Here is a 25,181-nt window from a genome sequence, read left to right as displayed (position 1 = left end):
TCGGTCCGGCGGCCGGACCGACAGCCGCCCTTGCGGTCCTGAGCCCGGTCAGTGTTTCTGTTTCCTGGGTGCGAGGCCGCTCAGTGGTCCCTGGCCGGCTGTCGTGCCCATGATGCTGCCGTCAGTGGTGCCGCCATCGGTCGTGGTGCCGCCGGACGTCGTGGATCCGGTGGTACCGCCGTCCGTGGTGGTGCCACCGGTGGTGCCGGTCGTGGTTCCGCCGGAGGCGTTGGTGCCGCCGGTGGTCTGCCCCTGGGTCTGGCCCTGGGTCCGGCCGCTGGTCTGGCCCTGGGTGTGGCCCTGGCCCTGCGTCTGACCGTTCGTCGACGCCGGTGTGCTGCCGTTGGCCCCGCCCTGGGTGCCGTTCTCGTCCTGGCCGCCGTCCGTGGTGCCGCCGGCGTCCTGGCCGTCGGTGACGGCCGGATCACCGGGGTCGTACTCGGTGCCGTCCGGTTCCTCCGAGCCCGGCTGGAGCTGGAGGTCGAAGTCCGAGGCCTCGGTTCCGTCCAGGGCGTCCTGGGTGAACTGGGCCCAGATCTGCGCGGGGTAGCCGCCGCCGTTGATGCGGGACTGTCCGAGGGCGCCGTACAGGGACTTGTGGGCCCCGGTGTCGGGGTCCTGGCCCATCACGGAGACGACCGTGGCGAGGTCGGGGGTGTAGCCGGCGAACCAGGCGGCCGTGTCCTCCTCCGCCGTGCCGGTCTTGCCCGCGGCGGGCCGGCCGGCGTCCTGCGCCGCCTGCCCGGTGCCGCCGTCGACGACGCTCTGGAGCATGGAGGTCGTCGTGTCGGCGGCCTCGCGGCTCACCACCTGCCGGGCGCTCGGCCGGACGTCCCGGGCCGGCAGCTTCACGTCCTCCGAGCCGTCCTTGGTGATCTTCCCGACGAGCGTGTACGTGCCGTGTCTGCCGTGGTTGGCGAGCGTGGCGTACGCCTCCGCCATGTCGAGGACACTGGCGGTGGCCGGACCGAGCGCGATGGACGGGGAGGCAGTCAGGTCGGGGGTGCCGGCGGGGAGGCCGAGGGCCACGGCGGTCTTCTCCACCTCGGCGGGGCCGACGTCGACGGCCATCTGCGCGTACACCGAGTTGACGGACTTGTCGGTGGCGGTGCGGACGGAGATGCCACCGTACGAGACGCCGTCCTCGTTCTCCGGTGCGTAGGAGCCGCCGTTCCAGCCCTGCACGGGGCGCTGGTCGGTGCCGTCGTAGACGGTGTTCGGGGTGATGGCGCGGCCGTCCTGGGTCCCCGAGCCGTTCTGGACGGCCGAGGTGAAGACGAACGGCTTGAAGGTGGAGCCGACCTGGTAGTCGCGGCGGGTCGCGTTGTTGACGTACTGCTTGGTGTAGTCGATTCCGCCGTACATGGCGAGGACCTTGCCGCTGGAGGGGTCGATGGCGACGCCGCCGGCGCGGACGTAGGTGTCGGCCTTGCGGTTCTTCTTGTCGAGCTGGTCCATCACCTGGTCGTCGACGGCCCTCACGAAGGCGTCCTGCTTGGACTTCTGGAGTGTGGTCGTGATGCGGTAGCCGCCGCTGGTGAGAGTGTCCTCGTCGACGATCTTGTTCGAGGTCAGATAGTCGTTGACGGCCTGCACGAGGTAGCCGCGCTGGCCCGACAGGCCCGCCGAGCCCTTGGCCTGTCTGGGCGCCGGGAAGGCGACGCGGTCGCGCGCGGCCCGGGTCAGCCACTTCTGCTTGACCATGCCGTCGAGGACGTAGTTCCAGCGGGCGAGGGCCGCGGCCTTGTTCTCGGGGTGCGCGATCACGTCGTACTCGCTGGGCGCGTTGAGCAGGGCGGCGAGGTAGGCGCCCTGGCCGACGGTCAGGTCCCTGGCGTTCACGCCGTAGTAGGCCTGGGCCGCGGCCTGGATGCCGTAGGCGTTGCGGCCGTAGTAGCTGGTGTTGAGGTAGCCCTCGAGGATGTCGTCCTTGCTCTTCTCCCGGTCGAGCTTGATGGAGATGAAGAACTCCTTCACCTTCCGGGTGACGGTCTGTTCCTGGCCCAGGTAGTAGTTCTTGACGTACTGCTGGGTGATCGTCGAGCCGGACTGCCTGCCCTTGCCGGTGGCCGTGTTCCAGCCGGCGCGGAGCATCGCCTTGGGGTCGATCGCGGACTCGCTGTAGAAGTCGCGGTCCTCGGCGGCGAGCGTGGCGTGCTGGGCGTCCTTGGAGATCTGCGCGAGCGAGACGTTCTCGCGGTTGACGTCTCCGTCGCGGGCGAGCTGGCTGCCGTCGGCGTAGAGATAGACGTTGCTCTGCTTGATCGCGGCGGCGTTCGCGGACGGGATCCTGACGAGGAAGTAGCCGAGCGCGAAGAGGCCGGCCAGGAGCAGCACCGTGCCGAGGACCGTGCCGAGCAGCATGCGCCAGGTCGGGACGAGCCTGCGCAGACCGGTCCGCTTCGGCCTCTGTTTCCGCTTCGGATTCTTGCCGGGCTTGCCTGTCCGCGGTCCTGTCTGCGGTCCCGCCGCGGTGGCCGGGGCCGGGCGGGGGCCCGTTTCCGGTTCCCTGGGTGCCCAGCCCTGGCTGCGCTGCTGCGGCTCGTCGCTCATCTGTTCGCCGGACTCCTGTTTCGCGTCGTACGTTCCCATACGCCCTCGTACGCCTTGTACGTCCCCTCCTGAAGACTCTCGCACCATGCGTTCCGTTCCCCGATCCCGGCACGCGTCGCGCCGGAAAATGCCTGGCGGGCCTCGCCGGGCCGGGGCTAGGCTCCTGCGTTTTGGCTCAACGCTCAGGAAAGGGACGGGTTGTGGGCACAGCGCGGCTGTACGCGGCTGTCGTGGGAAGCGGGTTCCGGCGTTACGCCACCTATCGGACGGCCACCGCGGCGGGTGTCTTCACCAACACGGTCTTCGGGCTGATCCTGGCGTACCTGTTCATCGCTCTGTGGGACACCAAACCGCACCTCGGCGGCTACGACCAGGCGCAGGCACTGAGCTATGTGTGGGTCAGTCAGGCGCTGCTGATGGTGGTCGCGGTGTTGGGCGGCGGCTTCGAGGACGAGCTGATCGAGCGCATCCGTACGGGTGACATCGCGATCGACCTGTACCGGCCGGCCGACCTCCAGATGTGGTGGCTCGCGCAGGACGTCGGCCGGGCGCTGTTCCACCTGCTGGGCCGTGGAGTGGTTCCGCTCGTCTTCGGTGCGCTCGTCTTCGACCTGGCGCTGCCCTCGAATCCGCTGGCCTGGCTCGCCTTCCTGGTCGCGGTCGTGCTCGGGGTGGTCGTCGGGTTCGCGATCCGTTTTCTGGTGGCGCTGTCCGCGTTCTGGCTGCTCGACGGCGCGGGGGTGGCGCAGTTGACCTCCATCGCCGGGATCTTCTGCTCGGGGATGCTGCTGCCGCTGAACGTCTTCCCGGGCGCCCTCGGCGAGGTCGTACGGGCACTGCCCTGGTCGTCGCTGATCCAGGCGCCCGTGGACGTCCTGCTCGGCACGGCCGACCCGCTGGGCACGTACGCGGTTCAGGCCTCCTGGGCGGTGGGACTGCTCGCGGCCGGGCGGCTGGTCCAGTCGGTGGCCACACGGAGGGTGGTGGTGCAGGGTGGCTGACTCGGTGGAGCACGGGACGCGGGTCGTGGCCGGCCCCCTGGGCGAGACGGGCCGCGCGGCGGATTCTCACCCCTTCGAGCGGCAGGGGGCGTACGAGCGGCTGCGGGACGGGCTGCGTGCCTACCGGCTGATCACCGCGATGTGGATCCGTTCCACGATGGCCTACCGGGCCTCCTTCGCGATGACCGCCTTCGGGAACTTCGCGGCGACCGCCCTCGACTTCGTGGCGATCCTGCTGATGTTCTCGCAGGTCGACCGGATCGGCGGCTACAGCCTGCCCGAGGTCGCCCTGCTCTACGGGCTGTCCGGTACCGCCTTCGGGCTCGCGGACCTGGGGCTCGGCTCGATGGACCGGCTCGGGCGCCGGGTGCGCGACGGCACCCTCGACACGCTCCTGGTGCGTCCTGTGCCCGTGCTCGCGCAGGTCGCGGCGGACCGCTTCGCGCTGCGCCGCCTCGGCCGGATCACCCAGGGGCTGCTCGTCCTCGGATACGCCCTCGCCGTCCTCGACATCCACTGGACGCCGCTCAAGGTGCTGATGATCCCGATGACGCTGCTCAGCGGCGGAGCGATCTTCGCGGCGGTGTTCGTGGCGGGCGGGGCGTTCCAGTTCGTCGCACAGGACGCCTCCGAGGTGCAGAACTCCTTCACGTACGGGGGCAATACGCTCCTGCAGTACCCGCCGAGCGTCTTCTCCAAGGACCTGCTGCGCGGGGTGACCTTCGTCCTTCCGCTCGCCTTCGTCAACTGGCTGCCCGCGCTGTATGTGCTGGGGCGGCCCTATCCGCTCGACCTGCCGACGTGGGTCGCGTTCGCACCACCACTCGTGGCGGCGGGCTGCTGCGCGCTGGCCGGGGTCGCCTGGCGCGCGGGGCTGCGCGCGTACCGGAGTACGGGAAGTTAGGGGAATGGGCGTGGCCATCGCCGGAAACAGCGAATTCACCACTCCGGGCGGGGAAGCCGGCCCGGAGACAGGCGGGGAAACGGGCCCGGAGACAGGCGGTGCAGTGGGCCCGGGGACGGGCGGGGCAGCGGGCCCGGAGGCCGGTTTCATCGAGCTCGACGGCGTCGAGAAGGTCTTCGACGTGCGCAAGAAGACGGGCTTCCTGCGCAGTGAGCGCCGTCAGGTGCGGGCCGTCGACTCGATCTCCTTCACCGTGGCGCGCGGCGAGATGGTCGGCTACATCGGGCCGAACGGCGCCGGGAAGTCGACCACCATCAAGATGCTCACCGGCATCCTCACCCCGTCCGGCGGCCGGCTGCGGGTCGCCGGTCTCGACCCGTCCCGCGAGCGCACCCGTGTCGCCCGCCGGATCGGGGTCGTGTTCGGGCAGCGTACGACGCTGTGGTGGGACCTCCCGCTGATCGACTCCTACCGGCTGATGCATCGCATGTACCGCGTCCCGGACGCGCGTTTCCGGGAGAACCTCGACCGCTGTGTCGAACTCCTCGATCTGGGCGCCCTGTTGGACGTTCCCGTGCGGCAACTGTCGCTGGGGCAGCGGATGCGCGGCGACATCGCGGCGGCCCTGCTGCACGATCCCGAGGTGCTCTACCTCGACGAGCCGACGATCGGGCTCGACGTGGTCAGCAAGGTGCGGGTCCGGGAGTTCCTGCGGGACCTGAACGCCGAGCGCGGCACGACCGTCCTGCTCACCACGCACGATCTCACCGACATCGAGCAGCTGTGCCGGCGGGTGATGGTCATCGACCACGGGCGGCTGATGTACGACGGTGCGCTGAGCGGGCTGCACGAGGTGGGGGAGAGCGAGCGGACCCTGGTCGTGGACCTGGAGCGGGAACTGCCGCCGATCGAGGTGGAGTCGGCGCGGGTGGTGAAGGTGGAGGGGCCGCGGCAGTGGCTGGCCTTCCCCGCCGCCCGGTCGGCGGCTCCGCTGGTGGCGCGGATCGCGGCGGAGTACCCGCTGGTGGACCTCTCGGTGCGGGAGCCGGACATCGAGGCGGTCATCAGCCGTATGTACGCCGGGAAGACGGGCTCGTAGCCGGGAAGAGGGTCTCGTGGCGGAGGCTGCCGGAAGGGTGGGCCGGATGGCCCGCGGGCGGGGGAACTCGTAGGCTGCTGTCCATGACCGACGACGAACTCCCGGAGCTGCGCGCCTCCGACGCCGATCGTGAACGAGTCTCCGAACAGCTGAGGGACGCCCTCGCGGAGGGCCGTCTCGACATGGAGGAGTTCGAGGAGCGGCTGGAGGCGACGTACGCGGCCCGTACCTACGGGGAGTTGGCGCCGATCACCCGCGATCTCCCGGGCGCGGCCCCGACCGCTCGTGTCTCCATGGTCAAGCAGCCGGTGGACGATGGGAGTTGGGGCTCTCGTATCGTCGGTGGCGAGGGCTCGTCCTCGTGGGGCGTGGCGATCCTGTCCGGCTTCGAGCGCAAGGGCCGCTGGACGGTGCCGAAGCGCTTCAACACCTTCGCGTTCATGGGCGGAGGCGAGATCGACCTGCGCGAGGCGAACTTCGCGGACCGCGAGGTCGTCATCAACTGCGTCGCGGTCATGGGCGGGATGAACGTGATCGTGCCGCCCGGCGTCGAGGTCGTCGTCCGCGGCATCGGCATCATGGGCGGTTTCGACCACCGCGAGTCGGATCAGGCCGGCGACCCCGGGGCGCCCCGGGTGATCGTCACGGGCTTCGCGTTCTGGGGCGGTGTCGGCGTCGAGCGCAAACTCACCCGTGCCGAGCGCCAGCGCCTCAAGGAGGAGCGCCGCCAGGAGAAGCTGGAGCGCAGGGAGGCCCGCAAGGAGCTGCAGGGTTCGCAGGGCGGGGGCCTCGGCGACGCGTACGACGCGCTCGACGACGTCCGCGACCTGATCCGCGATCGCCACGAGGACCGCCGCCAACGCCATGAGGAGCGCAGGGAGCGGCACCGGGAACGCCGGGAGGACCGCCACCGGCGGCGCGACGGCAACTACTGAACTCCGGTACCGGGACGGCGACCGCTGAACTCCGTTGGCGCACAGGGCCGTTGGCTGCAGGCGGCATCCGGGTTCGCTGACGTCCGGGTATCTCCGGGGTCTCAGCCGTCCGGAGCCGGTACGGGGCCGCTGATCTTCCGTTGGTCGTGGGCCGTCGGCCTCCGGCGATCACAGCTCCGCCGGGGCCGACCGATCACAGCTCCGCCGGGGCCGACCCCTTCAGGTCCGACAGGTCGAACACGTCGGCCATCCGCCGGAACCCCTTGTCGCTGGGGTGCAGGTGATCGCCCGAGTCGTAGTCGGTCCGCAGCCGGCGCGGGTTGTACGGGTCCCGCAGCGCGAGGTCGAAGTCGACGACGGCGTCGTACACCTTCCCGGCCCGGATCTCCGCGTTCACGGCCTGGCGTACGGCCTCCCGCGCGTCCGTGTACCCGCGGTGCCCCTGGAAGGGCATCAAAGTGGCGCCGACCACCCGCAGTCCGTGGGCGTGCGCCCGGCGCACCAGGGTCCGGAGGCCGTCGGTGACGGTGCGTGGGTCGACCTGGTTCGGGTTGCGCAGGATGTCGTTGACACCGAGGTCGATGACGACGGCCCTGACGTTCGTCCGGTCGAGCACGTCGCGTCCGAACCGGCTCAGCCCGCTGGGGCTGTCGGCCCGCTGGCCGGAGCCCGCGGCGAGGACCCGGTTCCCGCTGATGCCCTGGTTGACGACGCTGTAGCGGGGCGTGGCGCCGGATCCGGCCGACGCGTGCAGCCGCTCCGAAAGGACGTCCGTCCAGCGGCGGTTGGCCCCCACGGTGGAGGTGACGCCGTCGGTGAGCGAGTCGCCGAGGACGACGACGGTGCCCGTGGCCTCGTCGCTGAGCACGTCGAGCGCGGTCAAGTAACGCCAGTACGGGCTCTGTTCGGTGTACGGGGCGGCGCTCACGTCCTCGGTGCGGTCGCCGGCGGCCACGTACGAGATCTGCCGTGCGCGCGGGTGGTAGGTGACCGGACCGGACGGGGTCGGCGAGTACGTCGTCACGAGGACGTCCACCCCGTGCGGGATACGGACGGGCACGGCGTCGCTCTTCACCTGTCCGCCGGACGGGACCACGACCGCCGTGGCTCCGCCGAAGGTGAGGCGGCGCATGGTGTCGGCCGTGGCGGCGGCGTTGTTCGCGGTCGCGGCGACGGCGATCGTGGCGTGCGTGATGACCAGCGGCTGCCGCCCGTAGAGATTGGACAGCGTGATGCGGGCACTCGTACCCCCGACGGCCGCGTGGACCACGTTGCGTACGGAGCGGCCCGCCAGTCCGCTCGACTCCGTGCCGGGCTCGGCTCCGACCGGGGAGGCCGCCCAGGCACCGACCCAGGTGCCGGTGGAGGCGGGGGCGGCGGCGTTGTGTGACGTGCGGCCACCGGCGACGTCTGTCCTCGCGGCACTGCCGTCGCCGGCCGCGACACCGAAGTAGATGGCCGCGGAAAGGACCACGACCACGGCGAGGACCGCGGCGAGCAGGCCATAGCCGTGACGCTTGGTCATGCGGTGCGTTTCTCCTCGAACGAGGGAGCCCCGGGCTCCGATGCGATCACCCCATGATGGGTCATGGGGTGGCAGAACTCCGACACGCCCCCTAGGGGACCCCCTGGTCGATTCCCCATCCGAACAGACGCCGGGAACTCCTGTGTCGTTCCAGGAGTCGGTCAGGAAGAGAGGGAGAAAGGGACAATGTGTACGGGGCGCGACGGGGCCTGCGAAACGGGTGGAGTGAATGGAACGCACGAATTCGGGTGAAGCGGACGACATGGAGCAGCATGCCCGTCCCGGCACCGCCACGAACGCCGTGAACGCGGGGCCGGCCGCCGGACCGCCGGGCAGGGCGATGAACACCTTCAGCCCCGCCGACGAGGAGAAGCGCCGCGGAGTGCGCCGGATGAAGGCGACCGCCACCGGCCTGCTGCTCTTCGTCGCCCTCGTCTACGTGCTGGCCAAATGGGCCTCGCACGAAGGCGCGGGCGCCTGGGCCGGCTATGTCGCGGCGGCCGCCGAGGCGGGCATGGTCGGCGCGCTGGCCGACTGGTTCGCGGTCACGGCCCTCTTCCGGCACCCGCTCGGCCTGCCCATTCCGCACACCGCGATCATCCCCAAGAAGAAGGATCAGCTGGGCGTCTCGCTGGGCGAGTTCGTCGGCGAGAACTTCCTCTCCGAGGAGGTCGTCCGGCAGCGGCTGCGCGCGGTGGGCATCGGCAGCAGGCTGGGAGCCTGGCTCGCCGATCCGGACCACGCGGACCGGGTCACGGCCGAACTGGCCGCCGCGCTCAGAGGCGCGCTGACCGTCCTCAGGGACTCCGACGTCCAGGCCGTGGTCGGGGAGGCGATCACCCGTCGCGCCGACGCCCAGGAGATCGCCCCCGGCATAGGGAAGATGCTGGAGAAGATCGTCGCGGACGGCGGGCACAGACGGTTCGTCGACCTGGTGGTCACCCGCGCCCACGACTGGCTGGTGTTCCACGACGAGCAGGTGATGGACGCGGTCCAGGGCGGCGCACCCGGCTGGACCCCCCGCTTCGTCGACAAGAAGGTCGGCGAGCGCGTCTACAAGGAACTGCTCCGCTTCGTCACCGAGATGCGCGACTCCCCGTCCCATCCGGCCCGCGGCGCACTCGACCGGTTCCTCACCGACTTCGCCTCCGATCTCCAGTCCGACACCGACACCCGCGCGCGCGTCGAGCGACTCAAGGGCGAGGTGCTGGGCCGCGGCGAGGTCCAGGACCTGATCGCCTCCGCGTGGACGGCCGTACGGTCGATGATCGTGTCCGCGGCCGAGGACGAGCGCAGTGAACTGCGGCTGCGCGTGCGCGCCTCCCTGCTGTCCCTCGGCGCCCGGATGGCCACCGAGCCCAAGCTCCAGGCCAAGGTCGACAGCTGGGTGGAGGGCGCCGCGGTGTACGTCGTGACGACGTACCGCAAGGAGATCACCTCGCTCATCACGGACACGGTCGCGGGCTGGGACGCCGAGCACACGACCCGGAAGATCGAGGCGAACATCGGCCGCGACCTGCAGTTCATCCGGATCAACGGCACGGTGGTCGGCTCACTGGCCGGACTGCTGATCTACGTGGTGTCGCGCGCGCTGGGGGCGTGACCGGCCGGTGGGCGGGAACCCGGGGCGGGTTCACCCGAAGGAACCTTTCCGTCCGGAGCCGGACGGTCTCCGTCCGGACCGGACGCGTTCCGTCGGGCGCGGGGCGTCTCCATCCGGAGCCGTACGCGATCTGTCGGGCGCCGGGCCCTTCCGGGTTCCAAGTGGTCCGTTCCGGGCGGGCCGTTCTGAGTACGCGTACTCTGTCGCGCCCCCGCCGGGCGCGGAATTCTCGTACGCATGACCGAGAAGCTGCTCCGCCCTCTGCGAACGCGCCCCTGGCCGGAACGCTGGCTGACGCGTGTGCTCGGCGCCGCCCTGTCCTGCGCGGCGTACCTCGTCTGCCTCCCCTGGGACCTGCGCAACCGCCCCGAGACGCCGGGATCGACTGTGGAGACCACCCCGGTGAACGGAACGGGCGTCCTCGCCCTCGCCGCGGTCCTGGTGCTCCTGGCCGTCCACTTCGGCCTCCGGGACGCGCTGGCCTGGCCGTTGCTCCTGGTCGCGGCGCCTCCGGCGGCCCTGCTCCACGTGTCGCTGCGGACCCATCCCGCCGCTCCGGACGGCTTCGCCGACGTGTGGCCGCTGACGTGGGCGGCCGTCACCCTGCTGGGGGCCGCCGCCGTGCTGGTCGTGGCCTCGGTGGCACGGCAGTTCAGGGCAGACTTGGCGGACGCCGTGGAAGAGGAATGGGCCCTGGCCGCCGACCGGGGCTGAGACGCCGGCTCACCGGTCGCGGCGGGTGCGGGCCCACTGTCGATGACGAGAACCGCCCCGTTCCGAAGCGAGAACCGGCTCACCGTCCGTGGGCCGCGAGGAGGCAGGCCCATGACCATCCGCAGGATCGTCCCCGACATCCGGATCGAGTCCGAGAAGGACATGGCGACGAACCGGGACTTCTACGGCCTCCTCGGCTTCGAGGAGGTCATGAACCAGGGCTGGGTCATGACCCTCGCGTCCCCGTCCAACCCCACCGCGCAGATCAGCTTCCTCACCGAGGAACGCACCGCCCCCGTCGTCCCCGACCTGAGCGTGGAGGTCGAGGACGTCGACGCCGTGTACGCGCGGGTGACCGCGTCGGGTGCGGAGGTCCTGCGGGAGCTGCGGGACGAGGAGTGGGGCGTACGACGGTTCTTCGTACGGGATCCGAACGGGCGGGTGGTGAATGTGCTGGGGCACCGGAGGTGAGGTGCGCCGGAAGCGAGGGCGCACCGGAGATGGCCGTGCGCCGGAGATGGCCGTGCGCCGGAGGTGGGGGCGCACTGGAGTTGAGGTGCGCCGGAGTTGAGGTGCGCCGGAAGTGAGGTGCGCCGGAAGTGAGGGCGCACCGCTCCCGCACTGGAGGTGAGGGTGCGCTGCCCCCCGCATCGGAGGTGACGGCGCACCGCCCGTGCCCTCACTGGCCGTAGAAGTACCGAGAGCCTTTCTCGTTGAAGTACGAGGCGTAGACGCGCCCGAGAACCGGCTTGCCGCGGTACATGCCCACGTACTGGCGCGAGCTGTCGACCACGACGGGCCGTGTCATGCAGGCGAACTTGACCCGCTGCTGCGCCTCCGCCCACTGCACGGCCGCCGGATCGACCCGGTCGCTGACCAGGAGCGGGAAGGCACCGATGCCGTTCTGCAGGCCGACCGGCAGACCGCCCTTGGTGTCCTTGGCGTAGCGCATCACCTGGTCGGTGAAGCCGGAGACGACCGGCACGGTTATCTCCGGGACGGCCGCGGCCACGGTGAACAGATGCAGCTTCGTCGCCATCCAGCGCATCCGGAACTCGGCCCGGCGCCCCACGAGTACGGGCACCCCGGCCCAGTCCTCCCACCGCACGGCACATCCGTCGGCGGTCAACTGCCGCTCCAGGAGGGTGAGATAGGCGCCCGGCGCCGACTGGTCCTGCTGTGAGTCCATGGGCGGGATTTTAGGTGGTCGACTCCTGCGTGTCGTCAGGCGACGCGGAGGACGCTCTTGCCCAGGGTCGTGCCCTCGGCGAGGCGCTGCACGGCCAGGGCCAGGTCCCCGAGGGCGTACTCGGCGGTGATGTCCACGCGGACCTTGCCGTCGGCGACGAGGCCGAGTGCGCGGCGGGCACTGTCGGCGAGCCGCTCGGGGTGGGTCCGGCTGAGCAGGTTGCTGTTGTAGGTCAGCAGAGACTTGCCGTGCATGAGGAGGTCGTTGGTGTCGGCGCGGACGGGTTCGTACGTGGCGAGGTTGCCGTATGCCACCAACCGGCCGTGCGCTGCGAGCTGTTCGAGCCCGGCGGTGCATGTCGGACCGCCGACCGGGTCGAGGATGACGTCGGGCTTCTCGTCGCCGAGCTTCGCCGGGAACTCCTCGCGAAGCAGGAGCCGGTCGTACCCGAACCGCGCGGCGTAGCCGGCCCTGTCGGCGGTGCCGACCACACCGACGATCCGGCCCGCACCGGCCAGTCGGGCGAACTGGGCCGCGAGCGTGCCCACCGAGCCGGCGGCAGCGTGGATCAGCACGGTCTCGCCGGGTCGCACACGCGCGGCGGTGTTGATCAGGTCGTAGGCGGTCGGTGCGCCCCACCCGAGACCTGCGGCCGTCCTCAGCGGCATGCCGCCGATGTCGAACGTGAGCGGGGCGGGTGCCAGGACCACCTCGGCGCAGGCGCCCGAGGCGGTCAGCGCGGTGACGGGCGCACCGACACGGCCCGCGTCGACACCCGCGCCGACCGCGACAACGTGTCCGGATGCCTCGAACCCGGGGACGAAGGGGCGCGGTACGGCGAAGTGACCGTCCCTGACCATCGTGTCGCCCCACTGGATCCCGGCGTAGGCCACACGGATCGCCACCTGGCCGGGGCCGGGGACGGGCTCGTCGAGTTCGGTGACCCGGTAGCGGTCATCGGTGTCGAGAACGACAGCCTTCATGGTTACAGCCTCCTGCGTTGACTCAGTATCCTTATAGTCGAGAACCTATGTATGTAAGGTTCCTGAGTCAACCCATGAAGCTGTCAATGAGATGAGGGTGCGCGGTGGAGATCCCGATCGAGAACGACCTCTGCGTCCGGATCAGGCGGTCGGAGCAGGCGTTGATGGCGCACCATGAGGCGGTACTGCGCGCCTATGGGCTGACCATGACGCAGTACACCGTGCTGTTGATCATCTCGCGCGAAGGCGGCATGTCCGGCGCCCAACTGGCCCGCTCCTGCGGGGTGACGCAGCAGAGCATGGGCAGCGTGCTGACCAATATGGAGAACAAGGAACTCATCCGTCGCGAGACGTCCCCCGTGCACGCCAAGGTGCAGATCGCCACCCTCACGGCCGAGGGTCAGACGCTGCTGGACCGTGCCTACCAGGAGGTGATCATCCTTGAACGCGCGCTCACCGACGCGTTCACGCCCTCCGAGCACACCGCACTCTGCGAACTCCTGGAACGCGCGACCACCGTCCTGATCCAGCAGACGCGCCACGCAACGGCCCCGCCCCCCGCCTGAGCCCGCCGCCACGTTGTTCCGTTGTTCCGTTGTTCCGAGTGCTGCGGGTGTTCCGGGTATTCCGGGTGTTCCGGGCGGGCGTACGGAACGCTCGCGGGCGGTCGTGCTAGGCCCCCGTGGTGGACCCCGGCCGGATGATCATCAGGACGGTGACGGTGGCCCACAGCAGGTTGAAGATCCCGGTGAACATCGCGAGCCGTACGGTCGCCGTACGGTCCACCGCCCTCTCCGGGGCCGCGCCTTCCTGGGCCGCGCCCATCTGGACGGCCCCCGCCTGGAGCGCACCTTCCAGGATCGCGCTCTGCCGGGGCAGTACCAGAGCGGCGAGGACCACGGCCGCGAGCGCGGTCAGCGCGATGGACGCGATCAGCCAGGTGTCGCCGAGCACGCCCATGTCGCTCGCCGTGGCGAACCCGAAGACGGGGACGACGACACCCGCCACGGCGTACACCTGACAGATGCGGTGCAGCAGCCGCGTGGTGGCGAGCGCGCCCGCGTCGTCCGGCGCTTCGAGCATCTTGCGCGCGGCCGGCGGGAACATGCTCGCGGCGACGGTGACGGGCCCGATGGCGACGATCGCGGCGATGACATGGACGGCGAGGAGGAACTTGGTCACGGGGTGACGCTAGAGGCCGGGGCGGATCTTGGAGAAGTGGCACTTCTGCCAGGGGCCAACGGATTCCGGCCAGCAGCCATCACCTCACTGCTGGTAACGCCAGGGGTCCGGATCCTGCCGACCACTGCCGGATGCCGGATCCTGTCGGCCACTGCGGAGCACTGTCGGCCGCATGACGGGAATCCTGTCGGCCACCGCGGAGCACCGCCGGCCGCATGACGGGAATCCGGCGTATGCCTAGGCTCTGGCCATGCACACCGTGGCCGTACTGGCACTCGACCAGGTCATCCCGTTCGATCTCGCCGCCCCGATCGACACCTTCGGCTGGGCCCGGCTGCCCGACGGCCGGCCGGCGTACCGGACCCGGGTGTGCTCGGTCGCGGCGGACACGGAGGTGAGCGCGGGCGCCTTCACACTGCGTGCCCCGTACGGCCTGGAGGCGCTGGCCGACGCGGACACGATCGTCCTGCCCGGCGTCGCCGACCCGTCCGCACCTCTCCCTCCGGGCGTCGCGGAGGCGCTGCGCGCGGCGGCCGGGAACGGCACCCGGATCGCCTCGATCTGCGTCGGCGCTTTCGTCCTCGCCGCCACCGGCCTGCTGGACGGACTGCGCGCGACCACGCACTGGGTCGCGGCCCGGGAACTGGCGGCCAGGTACCCGGCGGTGACCGTCGACCCGAACGTGCTCTACGTCGACAACGGCCAGTTCCTCACCTCGGCGGGCGCGGCGGCGGCCCTGGACATGTGCCTGCACATGATCCGCAAGGACCACGGTTCGGCGGTCGCCGCGCACGCCGCCCGGCTGTCCGTCATGCCGCTCGAACGGGAAGGAGGCCAGGCCCAGTTCATCGTCCACACCCAGCCGCCGGTACCGGCGGGCACGACCATGGAGCCGCTCCTCGACTGGCTGGAGGAGAACGCGGACCGGGAGCTGACCCTGGAGGACATCGCCGGCCATGCCGGTATGAGTACCCGCACCCTCAACCGCCGCTTCCGCGAACAGACCGGCACGTCACCCCTCCAGTGGCTGCACCGGGCCCGGGTGCGACGCGCCCAGTACCTCCTGGAGACGACCACGTACCCGGTCGAACGCATCGCCACCCAGGCGGGGTTCGGCTCACCGACGGCATTCCGGGAGCGCTTCAAGCGGGTGGTGGGGACGAGCCCGTACGCATACCGGCGGGCGTTTCGGGGAGTGGGGGAGGGGGTCCTCTGAGGGCCGGTTCTCCGAGGGCCGGTTCTCCGAGGGCTGCCGAGGTCTTGCGGACGCGCGAGGTCAGGGCGCGGCCGGGAGGGAGAGCCTCATGCGCAGACCCTGGTCCAGGGGTTCGGTGGCCACGGTGCCGCCGTGGGTCTCGGCGACCTGTTTGACGATCGCGAGCCCGAGGCCGGATCCGGGAAGGGCGCGGGCGGTCGGCGAACGGTAGAAGCGGTCGAAGACGAAGGGCAGGTCGGCCGCCGGGATGCCCGGGCCCTCGTCGGTGACCGTGACCGTGCCGTCGGGGAGCACCGCGACCAGGACCTGACCGCCCGCCGGGCTCCACTTGACGGCGTTGTCGACGAGGTTGCCCACGGCGCGCTCCAGGGCGTCGGGGTCGGCATGCACCATGCACGCGGAGAGATCGGTGCGCAGCGCCACCTGCGGGCTGCGGCGGGCGGTCCGGGCAACCACCCGCTCCGCGAGCAGATCGAGGCGGGTGTCCTCGGTGTGGGCGTCCTGCTGCCCGAACCGGGCCAGTTCCACCAGGTTGTTGACCAGGGACCGGAGCTCCTCGGCCTGGGTGCGGGCCTGTTCGACCAGCGCGGGGGCCTGCGGATCGGCCACACCGGGGCCTTCGCTCAGCAGCTCCAGATTGGTGGTGATGCTGGTCAGCGGGGTGCGCAGCTCGTGCGAGGCATCGGCGACCAGCTGCCGCTGCGCTCGTACCGACTCCTCCACGGCCGTCATCATCGCGGCGAAGGAGCCTGCCAGCCGGGCGATCTCGTCGCGTCCCCGTACGTCGATCCGGGCGGTGAGGTCCTGGGTGGCCGTGATGTGCTCGACCGTCTCGGTGAGCCGCCGTACGGGGCGGAGCACCCGGCCTGCCACGAGCCGCGCGCCGAGGACGGCCAGCAGGGTGCCGCAGGCGGTGATCACGATCAGCATGACGGCGAGCGGGCCGAGGGTGGAGTCGACCACGGACTGCGGTATCGACGCGCGGACGAGCGCGCCCTTCCAGCCGGACAACGGCGCTGTGTAGACCCGGTAGTTCACCCCCTTGAACGTGGCGTCCTGGAAGTAGGCAGGCGCCGCGCCCCGGGCGACCTGGACATCCTTCGCGGTGACGGGGATGAAGTCGCCTTCGGTACCGGAGACGACCGGCGGGACGATGAACTGGAGCTGTGTGGAGCCGACGGTGACCGGCGAGGTCGGCGCCGCCAGAGGCGTGCCTTCCCGCTCCAACGCCTGCATCTTGGTCTTGAACCCCGCCAGCAGCTTGGAGGCGTCCTTGTCCGCGGCGGTGATCAGCACGGAATCGTGTTGCTGGTGCAGGCCGGCGCTGAGCGACGGGTAGATGATCAGCGAGGCCAGCAGCAGCGCCGCGAAGACCACGGCGCCGCCGGCCAGCGCCACCCGGTTGCCCAGGGTCACGGCTCCTCCCGCAGTACGTATCCGAGCCCGCGCACGGTCTGGAGCAGCCGGGGCTCGCCGCCCGCCTCCAGCTTCGCGCGCAGGTAACTGACGTAGACCCAGAGCGCGTTGGAGGAGGGCCCGAAGTCGTAGCCCCACACCGCCTCGAAGATGAGCGAACGGCTGAGCACGCGCTGCGGGTTGCGCAGGAACAGTTCCAGGAGGGCGTACTCGGTGCGGGTGAGTTCCAGCGTCCGCCCGCCGCGCCGCGCCCGGCAGGCCGCCACGTCCAGTTCCAGGTCGGCGAAGCGGACGACTTCCTCCTGGGTGGCGCCGCTGCGCCGCAGCAGGGCGCGGATCCGAGCCCGCAACTCGTCCAGCGCGAACGGTTTGACCAGGTAGTCGTCGGCGCCCGCGTCCAGCCCGGCGACCCGGTCCTCGACCAGGTCCCGGGCGGTCAGCATGAGGATCGGCACGCGGTCGCCCCGGGCCCGGATCCGGCGGCACACCTCCAGGCCGTTGGGCTCGGGCATGAGCACGTCGAGGATGACGGCGTCGGGCCGACTGCCTCCGAGCGCCGTCAGAGCCGCTGTTCCGTCGCTCGCCTCCGCCACCTCGTGGCCGTCCCGGACCAGAGCCCGGGAGAGCGCGAGGCGCACCGCGTCGTCGTCGTCCACCACCAGCACACGCATGGGGGTAATCGTCCTGTTCGGGGGTCGGATCGGATAGGGGGAGAGGGGCAGGGGGTGAGGGCTGTCCGGGAGGCGGGGACGGACAGGGCGGGACGAATGGGTGAGAGAGGGTGACGTGGGCGGCAAGGGTGGTCGGCCCGGGGGCGCCGGACCGACCGTCACGCTGCTGGATGAGCTGGATCAGCCGTCACGCTGCTGGATCAGCCCTTCAGGGACTGCTCCTCGGCGATCGTGGCCTGCTTGGTCGCGGACAGTGCCTTCTCGAACTGTCCCGGGGTGACGCCGAGGCGCTTCGCGATGGCCGCGAACTCCGTGCTTCCCGCGTCGACACCGCCCGGCCGGTCGGAGAGCGCGAACAGCTCCTTGACCGCTCGCTCGGCGGCGGACGTGCTCACTCCCAGCCGATGGGCGACGCCCAGGGCGACACTCCGCATGTCGGCGGGGTCGTCGGGCCCTTGGTGCTTGATGACGGGTTTGTCGCGCCCGGGCTTGCCCTTGTCCCTGCCCTTCCCCTCCCCGGGCTTTCCGGGGCCCTGCTGCTTCCCGATGGCCTGCTTGGTCGCGGACAGCGCCTTCTCGAACTGTCCGGGGGTGACGCCGAGCCGCTTGGCGATGGCCGCGAACTCGGGGCTCCTCGGGTCGACGCCGTCGTGCCGGTCCGCCAGCGCGAACAGCTCCTTGACCGCCTGCCGTGCAGACGCCGGGCTCACCCCGAGCCGAGCGGCGATCCCTTTGGCGAAAGCCTCCACGAGCCGCGCCTGATCCTCCACCGGCTTGCCCTTGCCGTTGGCCTTGCCTGCCGCCTTGGCGGCCGCGACTGCCCTGGCCTTGGCGGACTTCGCCCCGTCGACCGACGCGGACGTGGTCGGCTTTCCACCGGGCGACGGGTTCGAGGACGCGGCTGCCGACCCGGTCAGACAGATCGCCGCGGTGGCCGCGGCCGCCACGGCGGTCCACCGTGCCCTGCTCTTCATACGTGACGTGCGTGGCATACGTGGCATACATGCTCTCCTTCGAGCTCGCGGGCGGTCGGCGGCTGCCGTCACCCACGGCCGAGAAGACCACGCGGAACTCAAGGAAACTCTCACGAAAGCTTAGGCGGACCTTAGAGCCCGCCTGCTCCGGCCGACGGGCCGCTGCCGGGTGCTCCCCGTGCGGCCCGTACTCCTCGTACCCGCCAGGCTGCCGTGCCGGCCGGCTGCTCCCCGGGCCGGCCGATCGTCGCTCAGGCGTGCCGGTCGGCGACGGCCCAGGAGGCGAGGGCGACGGCACCGGCGACGCCGAAGACGGCGGGCCAGGCGCCCACCTTCTTGGCCAGCGGATGCGACCCGGCGAAGGCGGCGATGTACGTGGCGGTCAGCGCCCCCGCGGCCTTCCCGCCGGCCTGCTGCTTCCACTGCCGCGCGGCGACAGCCCCGGCGCCGACCAGTACGACCCCGCCGAGCTGCCGCTTCCTCGTCCAACGGGCGACGCCGTACCCACCGACGAGCCCGCCGGCGGCGACCACTGCGCTGGGAACCTTCGCCATCACTGCCTCCTGCTCACGGGGTCGTTCCGAATGGATCGAGGCTAACGCGAGTACAGGATTGAGTGGACCAATGTCAACTTTTCCGGCCTGTGAGTGGCATCCGCTTGGACGCGCGGTGTGACCGTTCACGATGTCGCCCGGGCACTGCCCGACATCGAGTCCGTGAGGGACCTCTGCCGCTCGATCGCCGTGACGGAGACCGTGCTACATCGACGAGCCCGCCTTCACGGACAAGAACGACTGCCCGTGGTGACGGTGTGCCTGTGGCGCGACAAAAGAGCCCCGTCCTGGGAGACCGGCCCTTCGGGGAGGCGGCGTATGAAGGCCCGCCAAGTCGAGGGGCGCACTGTGAGGGTAGGGCTGTTGGGGGTCTTGGAGTCGCGAATCAGCGTGCCCTCGTCCGTGTGGGCGCACTCGACGCATTCGGTGCCGCTACCGCCGCTGTAGGAGGACTTGAACCAGAGGGGCGCCAGCGGTTCAGGCATTACGACTCCTTGCTTATGCGGCCGATGAGCGCTGCCGAGGACTCCAGATCGAGTGCCTGTGCGCTGAGGTACTGGAACGCCAACCTATAGCGCTCCAGTTCTTGCGGCTTCTCCATGAATAGGCCACCGCTCAGGACGTCCACGTACACCACGTCCAGCTCAAGGGTCGGGCCGCGCAGGATTGCGAAGCTGCCAACCGCGGCTGCATGAGCACCGGTTGAGAACGTCAGCACCTGGATGGTGATGTGGGGTTGTTCCGACATGGTCAGGAGGTGCTGAAGCTGCTCGTGCATGACCTTGCGTCCGCCGACGCTACGACGGATCGCCGCTTCGTCGATCACGCACCAGATGTGCGGGGGCTCGTCCCGGTGGAGGAGATCCTGACGCTTCATACGGATGTCGACCATGTGCTGCACCTCCTTCTCCGGACACTGCATCTCCGAGGCGCGGTGGACGGCTTCTGCGTAACCGCGCGTCTGGAGCAGACCGGGGATGTACATGCAGGCGTAGTGGTCCTCGCGCACCACCTCGTCCTCAAGCGTGAGCATTAGGTTCATGGACTCGGGAATGGGATCAGCGAGGGATCGCCACCAGCCTTGAATCTTGGCTCCCTTGGCGAGCTCCACGAGGGCGAGACGCTCCTCGTCGGTGGTGCCGTATTCCCGGCAAAGAGCATCTACGGCAGGCCACTTGACTGTGCCCTCTTTGGTTTCGTAGCGGCTGAGCGTTGCCTTGGAGATCCCGACGCGTGCACCTGCCTCCTCCAAGGTCAGTTTTTTACGTTCCCGTAGGCGCCGTAGATCGGCGCCGAGTTGGCGCCTGCGAGTGGTAGGTCCAACTGCCATGAGTGCGGCCCTCCGTATGGATCTCTCAGATCGTGATGGCTGCCCGACGGTGGTGGCAAGGTCGCGTACGCCGGGGCGTGCGACTGCAACCGTGCTCCCGTTTGCTGCCTGAATTCACAAGATGAGAGTTCCATTTTGAGAGTTCCACTGCAACTCTCAGTGATGAGCCAATCGCGGAAGGCGATACATCTAGCGAGCAGGGGCGAGGCATGGAGTGCACGAGGTGTGTGCCGAGGAAGCCATGGGACATCCCTTTCGTAGCGGAACCGAGAGAGGTGCCAGCTCTCCGCCGCATCATGCGGCTTCATCTGGGCCTGTGGGGTCTGTGCGAGGTCAGCGAGGCGGCCCAGCTGTGCGTCACCGAACTCGTATCCAACGTCATCACTCATGTGGGTTCGGGTACCCCGGCCACGCTTGCCGTTTCGATGAATGGCACGCACCTGCGCATCGAGGTCCATGACCCAGACGCTCGCGCCTTGCCAACTCTCGTGCAGGCGGCAGCCGATTCTGAAGGTGGGCGAGGTATGGCGCTCGTGGACGCCGTCGCGGACCGCTGGGGTGTACTGCTCCACCCGGATCGAAAAGTCACGTGGTGCGAGCTGTCTACTCAGTTGAGCTCATCCGACGGTCATAGCGGTGGCACTCGTGTGGCAAGAGCGGGAGCCATGCTCGGTTTCTACGGTATGGCGCAATCGTCCCGAGCGACGGCTCCGAGCATGTTAAGCGTCGCCGTAGCGGAAGAGGTGGCCATCGACGTCATCGCCGACCTCCTCCACTGGCTTCAAGCGCATGGTCGTGACGTGGACGAGGCGCTGGATCGCGCACAGATGCACTTCGAAACGGAGTTGGGTACGGGTGGGGAGTAAATCTCACCCTGAAGCAATGGCCGAGTACGTCCACACGTCGGCGGGGAGCTCATGCTGAAGACGCCATGTGATGGCCATCGGCTTACTGCCGGTGTGCTCCACGTACGTAGCTGGTCCTAGCAACATCCATGGCTGAGATTTTCCGATGTCGGTGTACTTGTAGCGGCGCATAAATAGGAGCATGTGGCTGCCCTGCTGTTCATGCTGCTGATAGCGAAGGCCAGTGGGGGAGGTCGCAGCAATCGCACTCTGTGACTCCCAGTGGAAGAGCGTGGGGCTCAGAGCGTAGTCCTTGTATCGAACGGTGGGAGAGAAGTCTTTCTCGTTCTTCTCCAAGGTGATCAACAAGGCGTCCGTCTTGACGTCCTCCACCCATTGGACGCCCTGCGCGAATGACCGGGGCATCTGGCCGCCGAACCGCGCAATACCCAGAGCAGCAAGGATCTCTGACCGGTTGTAGGAGCTGTGAACCTTGAGCGGGATGCCGCTGTGTGAGCCCGATAGTGGGACCGGAAAGTGGTCGTACTGCTCCATGGCATACGACAGCACCTGTCGGAGTTCGTCGCGGAGCACTCGCTGATCCTGCAGGGATTCGAGTCCCTCTCGGAAGCTGGTGAAGCCGCCGGCGTTATCCCAGAGGTTGAAGAAGAGCATGTGGGCATACGTTTGCTCGGTCTGGGTGAGTGATGCGTACGAGGGCGCATCGTCTGTGAGAAGGCGAAGGTACGTGCGGGCGCGGTCAGGGTCATCGACGTGCAGGAATGCGTGGACGCGCTTGAGTAGCTCCGCCTCTCCTGACGGAACTGCTTCGTCCAGCAATCCTGACCTACGGAGAATTGTCGTCCAGGAGTTGCCGCTCTTGTAGATCTCCTTGATCTCACGTCGGCTCTCGCGAAGGTAGTCAGCGAGGCGCGGCGTGTCGTAAGCCTTCGCTTCCTTCGCCAACGTCTTGACGGTGGCACCCAGCTGAGTGCGGATGTTGTCGAGGACGAGGTCCTTGGACTTGCCCTCCAAGAGGATCTGGCAACCGGAGGGCAGCTGCGGAAAGTCGTGCTCGATGTGTTCGACGAGTCGGTTGCGGGAGAGGTTCGTCATCGCCCGGAACTGTTCCTCGAAGCGGAACTCAGCGCGGTGCTGTCCGATGAAGTCCAAGACGGTGAGGACTGGCTTCGTCTCCGTGCGACGGAGACCTCTCCCCAACTGCTGGAGGAAGACCGTGGCGCTGTTCGTGGGGCGTAGGAGCAGCAGCGTGTCGACGTCTGGGATGTCTAGACCCTCGTTGAAAAGATCGACAGAGAAGATCACTTGGAGCTTCCCGCTCCGCAAGTCGGAGAGGGTTTGTGCGCGCACGCCAGCAGGTGAATCACTGTCGAGTGCTGCGGCCTGGAAGCCAGCCTCCTGGAAGAAGTCCGCCATGAAGTGTGCATGAGCCTTGCTTACGCAGAAGCCAAGCGCGCGCATCGCCCCGGGCTGGGAGACCTTGTCCTGAATCTGTTTGACCACGATGCGTGCGCGGGCATGGTTGCCGGTGTACAGGTTTCCAAGGTCTCGATCCGCGTATGCGCCTTGCTTCCATCCGATGCTCGTGAGGTCTGTGCCATCGGGAATGCCGAAGTAGTGGAAGGGGCAGAGTAGATCGTTCTCAAGAGCTTCCCACAGCCGCATTTCGGCTGCGATGCGCCCCTCGAAGAACTCGTCCTGGACATTGAGCCCGTCCATCCGCTCTGGTGTAGCGGTGAGGCCGAGTAGTTGCTTCGGCTTGAAGTGATCAATGACCCGCCGGTAGGTGGCCGCCGTCGCGTGGTGGAACTCGTCGATGACGATGATGTCAAAGTGATCGGGGTCAAGTCGCTCCAGCCGCTGGACGTTCAACGACTGGACGCTGGCAAACACATGCTGCCAGTTCTGAGGATCCTGACCGCTGTGAAGCAGCTCGCCAAAAGACGCGTCATCGAGGACTTCTTGGTACGTACGCAGGGACTGGTTGAGGATCTCCTTGCGGTGCGCCACGAACAGTAGCCGGGGGGTTTCAGTATCGTGCTTTTTGCGCAGTGCTCGATAATCCAGGGCTGCCATTACTGTCTTGCCCGTTCCGGTGGCGGCGACCAGCAGGTTGCGGTTGCGGCCATGGATTTCGCGCTCAACACGGAGACGCTCGAGCATGTCGCGTTGATGAGGGAAGGGGCGTACCTCAAGTCCTGACAGGTTGATCTTCAGATCACCTGGCCCGCTGGTGCCACCTGCTTGTGACAGGGCGCGATCGAGCCGGTCCCTGTCGTTGTCCGGGTCGTACGACTCGAAGGCGATGTCATTCCAGTACGCGTCGAAGGTTGCCTCGAACTTGTTGAGTACGGCGGGAGTTGCGACTGACGACAGTCGTACGTTCCACTCCAGACCATCGAGCAATGCGGCCTTGGATAGGTTCGAGCTGCCGACGTACGCTGTATCGAAGCCGCTATTACGCCGGAAAAGCCATGCCTTCGCATGCAGTCGGGTCGAGCGAATCTCGTAGTTGACCTTCACCTCGGCCCCGAAGTCGCGCACGAGGCGATCAAGGGCGTGCCGATCGGTTGCACCGATGTACGTGGTCGTTATCACCCGAATGGGAATGTTTCGCGCTCTTGCGGCGCGGAGTGCATCCTCCAGTACGCGCAGGCCGTACCACTTGACGAAGGCGCAGAGCAGGTCTACACGGTCTGCCGTGGCCAGTTCGGCGCGCAGCTCGCTCCCGAGACTGGGATCCTCCGACGAGTTGGTGATCAGCGCAGTCTCGGAGAGTGGGGTAAGCGGCCGCACGGCGTAGACGCCTGGGGCTTCCTGCTCTGCGAGAGCCAAGAGTTGACGAGGTCCGTCAGCGATGAGCTCGACGGTGTCGCCGGCGCTGAGCCCGCCGGGAGCGGTGGTGTCGAAAGCGAGCGATTGGATGACCTGGTTCGCGACAGCCACGCGTTGGTCGTGGGGTACTTGGGCGAGTCTGCGCCCTATGGCCTGACTGAGATGCCGAGCGATCACATGAGGGGAGGACTCCTCGCTGACATCGGCATCGATGGCTTTCCAGCCAGCCGAATCCAACTCATCCATCTGCGCCTGCATGCGCTGGGTGATGAGTTCCTCGTACACACCCGCGACAGGCTGCGACAGATCCCCTGGTTGAGTCACGCTGGTCCCCCTGATCACTGATGCGGCTATGACCAGTTGTAACAGGGGCCACTGACAGGCGGATGCTGATTCTCGTATGGCCGTGAGCAACGGCTAGGGGGTCTGACCCCAGCCGCGAGTAGGGCTGGGGTCGCTGCCGTCACAGATGGTGGGGCCTGGTTGGTTACTCCGTCCCGTGACACTCGCCGTAGGGGGCTTCTGACCCGCACCAGCACCCTGCCCCCCGCTGCGGCGGCCAAGCAACCGCCAACCCCCGCGCCGCCAGCGTCGTCGCGTACTGGGGGAGCAGGATCGTGTCCGACGGGGATGCGGCCTCCGAGGCGGCGAAGGCCTCGTAGGACGGGACCGTGGCGGTGACGATGCCGAGGTTCGGGGTGCCGGAGGCGGCCAGTTCGCGCAGGGACGCCTCTATCGTCGCGAGGTGCTCGTCGTGGGAGGGGTACTCGGTGGTGAGGTCCGGGTACGCGGCGGTCAGTTCCGCGAGTTCGGGGGCCGACCAGTGCAGGACCGCCACCGGGAACGGGCGGGAGAGCGCCTCGCGGTAGGCGCTCAGTTCGGCCTGGAGGCGGCTGATCTCGGCCTGGAGTTCCGCCGGGTTGTCCGAGCCCAGGGACCAGACCCGCTTCGGGTCGTGGAGCTCGTCCAGGGAGATCGGGGACGAGTGCAGGGTGTCGGCCAGGGCGTCCCACTCGTCGTGGGCCGCGCCCAGCATGCGGCGTACGCGGTGGCGGCCGACGAGGAGCGGGAGCGTGGAGTACGGGGGCTCCGGTACGTCCGTCAGGAGCAGCACCGTTCCCTCGGTGAACGTGTCCTGCGCCGCTTCCAGTTCGTCGTGCGACTCCAGGGCCTCCGCCACGATCACCCAGGGGGCCGGGTCACGGGGGGCCGCGGCCCTGACCCCGTCGATGATCGCGCGGGCCTCGGCCTCGTGGTCGTACTCCCACAGGTTCGACGCCTTGAGGGCGCGTACCAGATACGGCTTCTCCAGGGGAGCGTCCGAGGCGAGCAGGCGGTCGTAGAGAGTGGTGGCGCCGGGGCGGTCGCCGGACAGTTCGAGGTGGGCCGCGGCCTGCAGGAGCAGGTGCTCGGCGTCCTCCGGATACAGGCCGGCGGTCCGCTCCAGGCGAGCCGCTTCGGCGGTGTGGTCGACGTTCTCGGCAGGCGTGTCGGGGCGCATGGGGGACACCGTACTGCCGTCGGGCCGCCAAGGAGAGAGACCTGCAGGCCAGAGACGCGGGAGTCCCCGACGGCATATTCAGGGACGCGCGGTCGCGTCCGCCGAGCGCCCGGTCGGCCGACGGGCGCGG

The 25,181-nt window shown here is 69.0% G+C and carries 23 protein-coding genes; 10 read left to right on the top strand and 13 right to left on the bottom strand.

Translation table 11 applies throughout. The features are described 5' to 3' along the window. Positions 1-48: 48 nt before the first annotated feature. The gene (locus N4G66_RS10045; protein ID WP_261703681.1) at positions 49-2,553 is read right to left on the bottom strand and encodes a transglycosylase domain-containing protein; all 2,505 of its coding nucleotides are present in this window, start codon (positions 2,551-2,553) and stop codon (positions 49-51) included. 200 nt (positions 2,554-2,753) lie between these two features. Here N4G66_RS10045 and N4G66_RS10040 point away from each other — a divergent pair, with 200 nt between their 5' ends. The 4 genes from N4G66_RS10040 to N4G66_RS10025 all read left to right on the top strand — a co-directional run bounded on the left by N4G66_RS10040 (position 2,754) and on the right by N4G66_RS10025 (position 6,492). Further along, positions 2,754-3,554 (top strand): ABC transporter permease, encoded by an 801-nt coding sequence (locus N4G66_RS10040; RefSeq protein ID WP_261703656.1) that lies wholly within the window; start codon positions 2,754-2,756, stop codon positions 3,552-3,554. 37 nt (positions 3,555-3,591) lie between these two features. After that, positions 3,592-4,458 (top strand): ABC transporter permease, encoded by an 867-nt coding sequence (locus N4G66_RS10035; protein WP_391858788.1) that lies wholly within the window; start codon positions 3,592-3,594, stop codon positions 4,456-4,458. 103 nt (positions 4,459-4,561) lie between these two features. After that, complete coding sequence (locus N4G66_RS10030) at positions 4,562-5,557, top strand: ABC transporter ATP-binding protein (protein ID WP_261703679.1); 996 nt, start codon at positions 4,562-4,564, stop codon at positions 5,555-5,557. An 83-nt stretch (positions 5,558-5,640) separates the two neighbouring features. Further along, positions 5,641-6,492 carry a DUF1707 SHOCT-like domain-containing protein gene (locus tag N4G66_RS10025; protein WP_261703655.1) on the top strand — a complete coding sequence of 284 codons (852 nt, stop codon included), beginning with the start codon at positions 5,641-5,643 and terminating at the stop codon, positions 6,490-6,492. A 193-nt stretch (positions 6,493-6,685) separates the two neighbouring features. Here the strand turns inward: N4G66_RS10025 and N4G66_RS10020 are convergent, their stop codons facing one another. Further along, complete coding sequence (locus N4G66_RS10020) at positions 6,686-8,017, bottom strand: SGNH/GDSL hydrolase family protein (RefSeq protein ID WP_261703654.1); 1,332 nt, start codon at positions 8,015-8,017, stop codon at positions 6,686-6,688. Positions 8,018-8,246: 229 nt separating this feature from the next. On the opposite strand from N4G66_RS10020, the gene N4G66_RS10015 reads away from it, so the two are divergent. The 3 genes from N4G66_RS10015 to N4G66_RS10005 all read left to right on the top strand — a co-directional run bounded on the left by N4G66_RS10015 (position 8,247) and on the right by N4G66_RS10005 (position 10,805). Then, a complete protein-coding gene (locus tag N4G66_RS10015; protein ID WP_261703653.1) occupies positions 8,247-9,620 on the top strand; it encodes a DUF445 domain-containing protein in 1,374 nt (457 codons plus the stop codon). Between the two features lie 237 nt (positions 9,621-9,857). Then, positions 9,858-10,334, top strand: a complete 477-nt coding sequence (locus N4G66_RS10010) for a hypothetical protein (RefSeq protein ID WP_261703652.1) — start codon at positions 9,858-9,860, stop codon at positions 10,332-10,334. A 111-nt stretch (positions 10,335-10,445) separates the two neighbouring features. Further along, positions 10,446-10,805, top strand: a complete 360-nt coding sequence (locus N4G66_RS10005; RefSeq protein ID WP_261703651.1) for a VOC family protein — start codon at positions 10,446-10,448, stop codon at positions 10,803-10,805. A gap of 208 nt (positions 10,806-11,013) precedes the next feature. Here the strand turns inward: N4G66_RS10005 and N4G66_RS10000 are convergent, their stop codons facing one another. Then, positions 11,014-11,523 carry a levansucrase gene (locus N4G66_RS10000; protein WP_261703650.1) on the bottom strand — a complete coding sequence of 170 codons (510 nt, stop codon included), beginning with the start codon at positions 11,521-11,523 and terminating at the stop codon, positions 11,014-11,016. A gap of 35 nt (positions 11,524-11,558) precedes the next feature. Then, positions 11,559-12,506, bottom strand: a complete 948-nt coding sequence (locus N4G66_RS09995; protein ID WP_261703649.1) for a quinone oxidoreductase family protein — start codon at positions 12,504-12,506, stop codon at positions 11,559-11,561. Positions 12,507-12,610: 104 nt separating this feature from the next. On the opposite strand from N4G66_RS09995, the gene N4G66_RS09990 reads away from it, so the two are divergent. Next, positions 12,611-13,072, top strand: a complete 462-nt coding sequence (locus N4G66_RS09990; protein WP_261703648.1) for a MarR family winged helix-turn-helix transcriptional regulator — start codon at positions 12,611-12,613, stop codon at positions 13,070-13,072. Positions 13,073-13,178: 106 nt separating this feature from the next. Here the strand turns inward: N4G66_RS09990 and N4G66_RS09985 are convergent, their stop codons facing one another. After that, positions 13,179-13,688: a DUF2269 family protein gene (locus N4G66_RS09985; protein ID WP_261703647.1), complete on the bottom strand. Its 510-nt coding sequence runs from the start codon at positions 13,686-13,688 to the stop codon at positions 13,179-13,181. A 250-nt stretch (positions 13,689-13,938) separates the two neighbouring features. Between N4G66_RS09985 and N4G66_RS09980 the strand changes: the two genes are divergently transcribed. Beyond that, positions 13,939-14,904, top strand: a complete 966-nt coding sequence (locus tag N4G66_RS09980; RefSeq protein WP_261703646.1) for a GlxA family transcriptional regulator — start codon at positions 13,939-13,941, stop codon at positions 14,902-14,904. Positions 14,905-14,964: 60 nt separating this feature from the next. Here the strand turns inward: N4G66_RS09980 and N4G66_RS09975 are convergent, their stop codons facing one another. From N4G66_RS09975 to N4G66_RS09950, 6 genes are all read right to left on the bottom strand, one after another. Next, a complete protein-coding gene (locus tag N4G66_RS09975) occupies positions 14,965-16,320 on the bottom strand; it encodes a sensor histidine kinase (RefSeq protein ID WP_261703645.1) in 1,356 nt (451 codons plus the stop codon). Then, positions 16,317-17,021: a response regulator transcription factor gene (locus N4G66_RS09970; RefSeq protein WP_449343311.1), complete on the bottom strand. Its 705-nt coding sequence runs from the start codon at positions 17,019-17,021 to the stop codon at positions 16,317-16,319. Before N4G66_RS09970 ends, N4G66_RS09975 begins: the two co-directional genes overlap by 4 nt. A gap of 170 nt (positions 17,022-17,191) precedes the next feature. Further along, positions 17,192-17,992 (bottom strand): hypothetical protein, encoded by an 801-nt coding sequence (locus N4G66_RS09965; protein ID WP_261703643.1) that lies wholly within the window; start codon positions 17,990-17,992, stop codon positions 17,192-17,194. 224 nt (positions 17,993-18,216) lie between these two features. After that, positions 18,217-18,519 carry a hypothetical protein gene (locus N4G66_RS09960; RefSeq protein ID WP_261703642.1) on the bottom strand — a complete coding sequence of 101 codons (303 nt, stop codon included), beginning with the start codon at positions 18,517-18,519 and terminating at the stop codon, positions 18,217-18,219. A 224-nt stretch (positions 18,520-18,743) separates the two neighbouring features. Next, a complete protein-coding gene (locus N4G66_RS45860) occupies positions 18,744-19,004 on the bottom strand; it encodes a DUF397 domain-containing protein (RefSeq protein WP_391858784.1) in 261 nt (86 codons plus the stop codon). Beyond that, positions 19,004-19,849 carry a helix-turn-helix domain-containing protein gene (locus tag N4G66_RS09950; RefSeq protein ID WP_261703641.1) on the bottom strand — a complete coding sequence of 282 codons (846 nt, stop codon included), beginning with the start codon at positions 19,847-19,849 and terminating at the stop codon, positions 19,004-19,006. Before N4G66_RS09950 ends, N4G66_RS45860 begins: the two co-directional genes overlap by 1 nt. Positions 19,850-20,058: 209 nt before the next feature. On the opposite strand from N4G66_RS09950, the gene N4G66_RS09945 reads away from it, so the two are divergent. Further along, positions 20,059-20,715 (top strand): ATP-binding protein, encoded by a 657-nt coding sequence (locus tag N4G66_RS09945; RefSeq protein WP_261703640.1) that lies wholly within the window; start codon positions 20,059-20,061, stop codon positions 20,713-20,715. Positions 20,716-20,718: 3 nt separating this feature from the next. On the opposite strand, the gene N4G66_RS09940 is transcribed toward N4G66_RS09945, so the two are convergent. Continuing rightward, complete coding sequence (locus N4G66_RS09940; protein ID WP_261703678.1) at positions 20,719-23,808, bottom strand: DUF3427 domain-containing protein; 3,090 nt, start codon at positions 23,806-23,808, stop codon at positions 20,719-20,721. A gap of 229 nt (positions 23,809-24,037) precedes the next feature. Then, positions 24,038-25,051 carry a hypothetical protein gene (locus N4G66_RS09935; protein ID WP_261703639.1) on the bottom strand — a complete coding sequence of 338 codons (1,014 nt, stop codon included), beginning with the start codon at positions 25,049-25,051 and terminating at the stop codon, positions 24,038-24,040. Positions 25,052-25,181 lie beyond the last annotated feature (130 nt).

The sequence above is a fragment of the Streptomyces rhizosphaerihabitans genome, from assembly GCF_025399795.1.
In the GTDB taxonomy this organism is placed as follows: Bacteria; Actinomycetota; Actinomycetes; order Streptomycetales; family Streptomycetaceae; genus Streptomyces; species Streptomyces rhizosphaerihabitans.
Note: the sequence above shows the minus strand (reverse complement) of the source record. Positions and strands in the feature narration are given on the sequence as shown.

Coding starts and splice junctions, on each gene's coding strand:
- N4G66_RS09960 (WP_261703642.1), bottom strand. CDS start 18,519: ATGGCGAAGGTTCCCAGCGCAGTGGTCGCCGCCGGCGGGCTCGTCGGT.
- N4G66_RS10010 (WP_261703652.1), top strand. CDS start 9,858: ATGACCGAGAAGCTGCTCCGCCCTCTGCGAACGCGCCCCTGGCCGGAA.
- N4G66_RS10045 (WP_261703681.1), bottom strand. CDS start 2,553: ATGAGCGACGAGCCGCAGCAGCGCAGCCAGGGCTGGGCACCCAGGGAA.
- N4G66_RS45860 (WP_391858784.1), bottom strand. CDS start 19,004: ATGCCTGAACCGCTGGCGCCCCTCTGGTTCAAGTCCTCCTACAGCGGC.
- N4G66_RS10020 (WP_261703654.1), bottom strand. CDS start 8,017: ATGACCAAGCGTCACGGCTATGGCCTGCTCGCCGCGGTCCTCGCCGTG.
- N4G66_RS09935 (WP_261703639.1), bottom strand. CDS start 25,051: ATGCGCCCCGACACGCCTGCCGAGAACGTCGACCACACCGCCGAAGCG.
- N4G66_RS09995 (WP_261703649.1), bottom strand. CDS start 12,506: ATGAAGGCTGTCGTTCTCGACACCGATGACCGCTACCGGGTCACCGAA.
- N4G66_RS10015 (WP_261703653.1), top strand. CDS start 8,247: ATGGAACGCACGAATTCGGGTGAAGCGGACGACATGGAGCAGCATGCC.
- N4G66_RS10005 (WP_261703651.1), top strand. CDS start 10,446: ATGACCATCCGCAGGATCGTCCCCGACATCCGGATCGAGTCCGAGAAG.
- N4G66_RS09965 (WP_261703643.1), bottom strand. CDS start 17,992: ATGCCACGTATGCCACGCACGTCACGTATGAAGAGCAGGGCACGGTGG.
- N4G66_RS09950 (WP_261703641.1), bottom strand. CDS start 19,849: ATGGCAGTTGGACCTACCACTCGCAGGCGCCAACTCGGCGCCGATCTA.
- N4G66_RS10025 (WP_261703655.1), top strand. CDS start 5,641: ATGACCGACGACGAACTCCCGGAGCTGCGCGCCTCCGACGCCGATCGT.
- N4G66_RS09940 (WP_261703678.1), bottom strand. CDS start 23,808: ATGCAGGCGCAGATGGATGAGTTGGATTCGGCTGGCTGGAAAGCCATC.
- N4G66_RS10000 (WP_261703650.1), bottom strand. CDS start 11,523: ATGGACTCACAGCAGGACCAGTCGGCGCCGGGCGCCTATCTCACCCTC.
- N4G66_RS09945 (WP_261703640.1), top strand. CDS start 20,059: ATGGAGTGCACGAGGTGTGTGCCGAGGAAGCCATGGGACATCCCTTTC.
- N4G66_RS09980 (WP_261703646.1), top strand. CDS start 13,939: ATGCACACCGTGGCCGTACTGGCACTCGACCAGGTCATCCCGTTCGAT.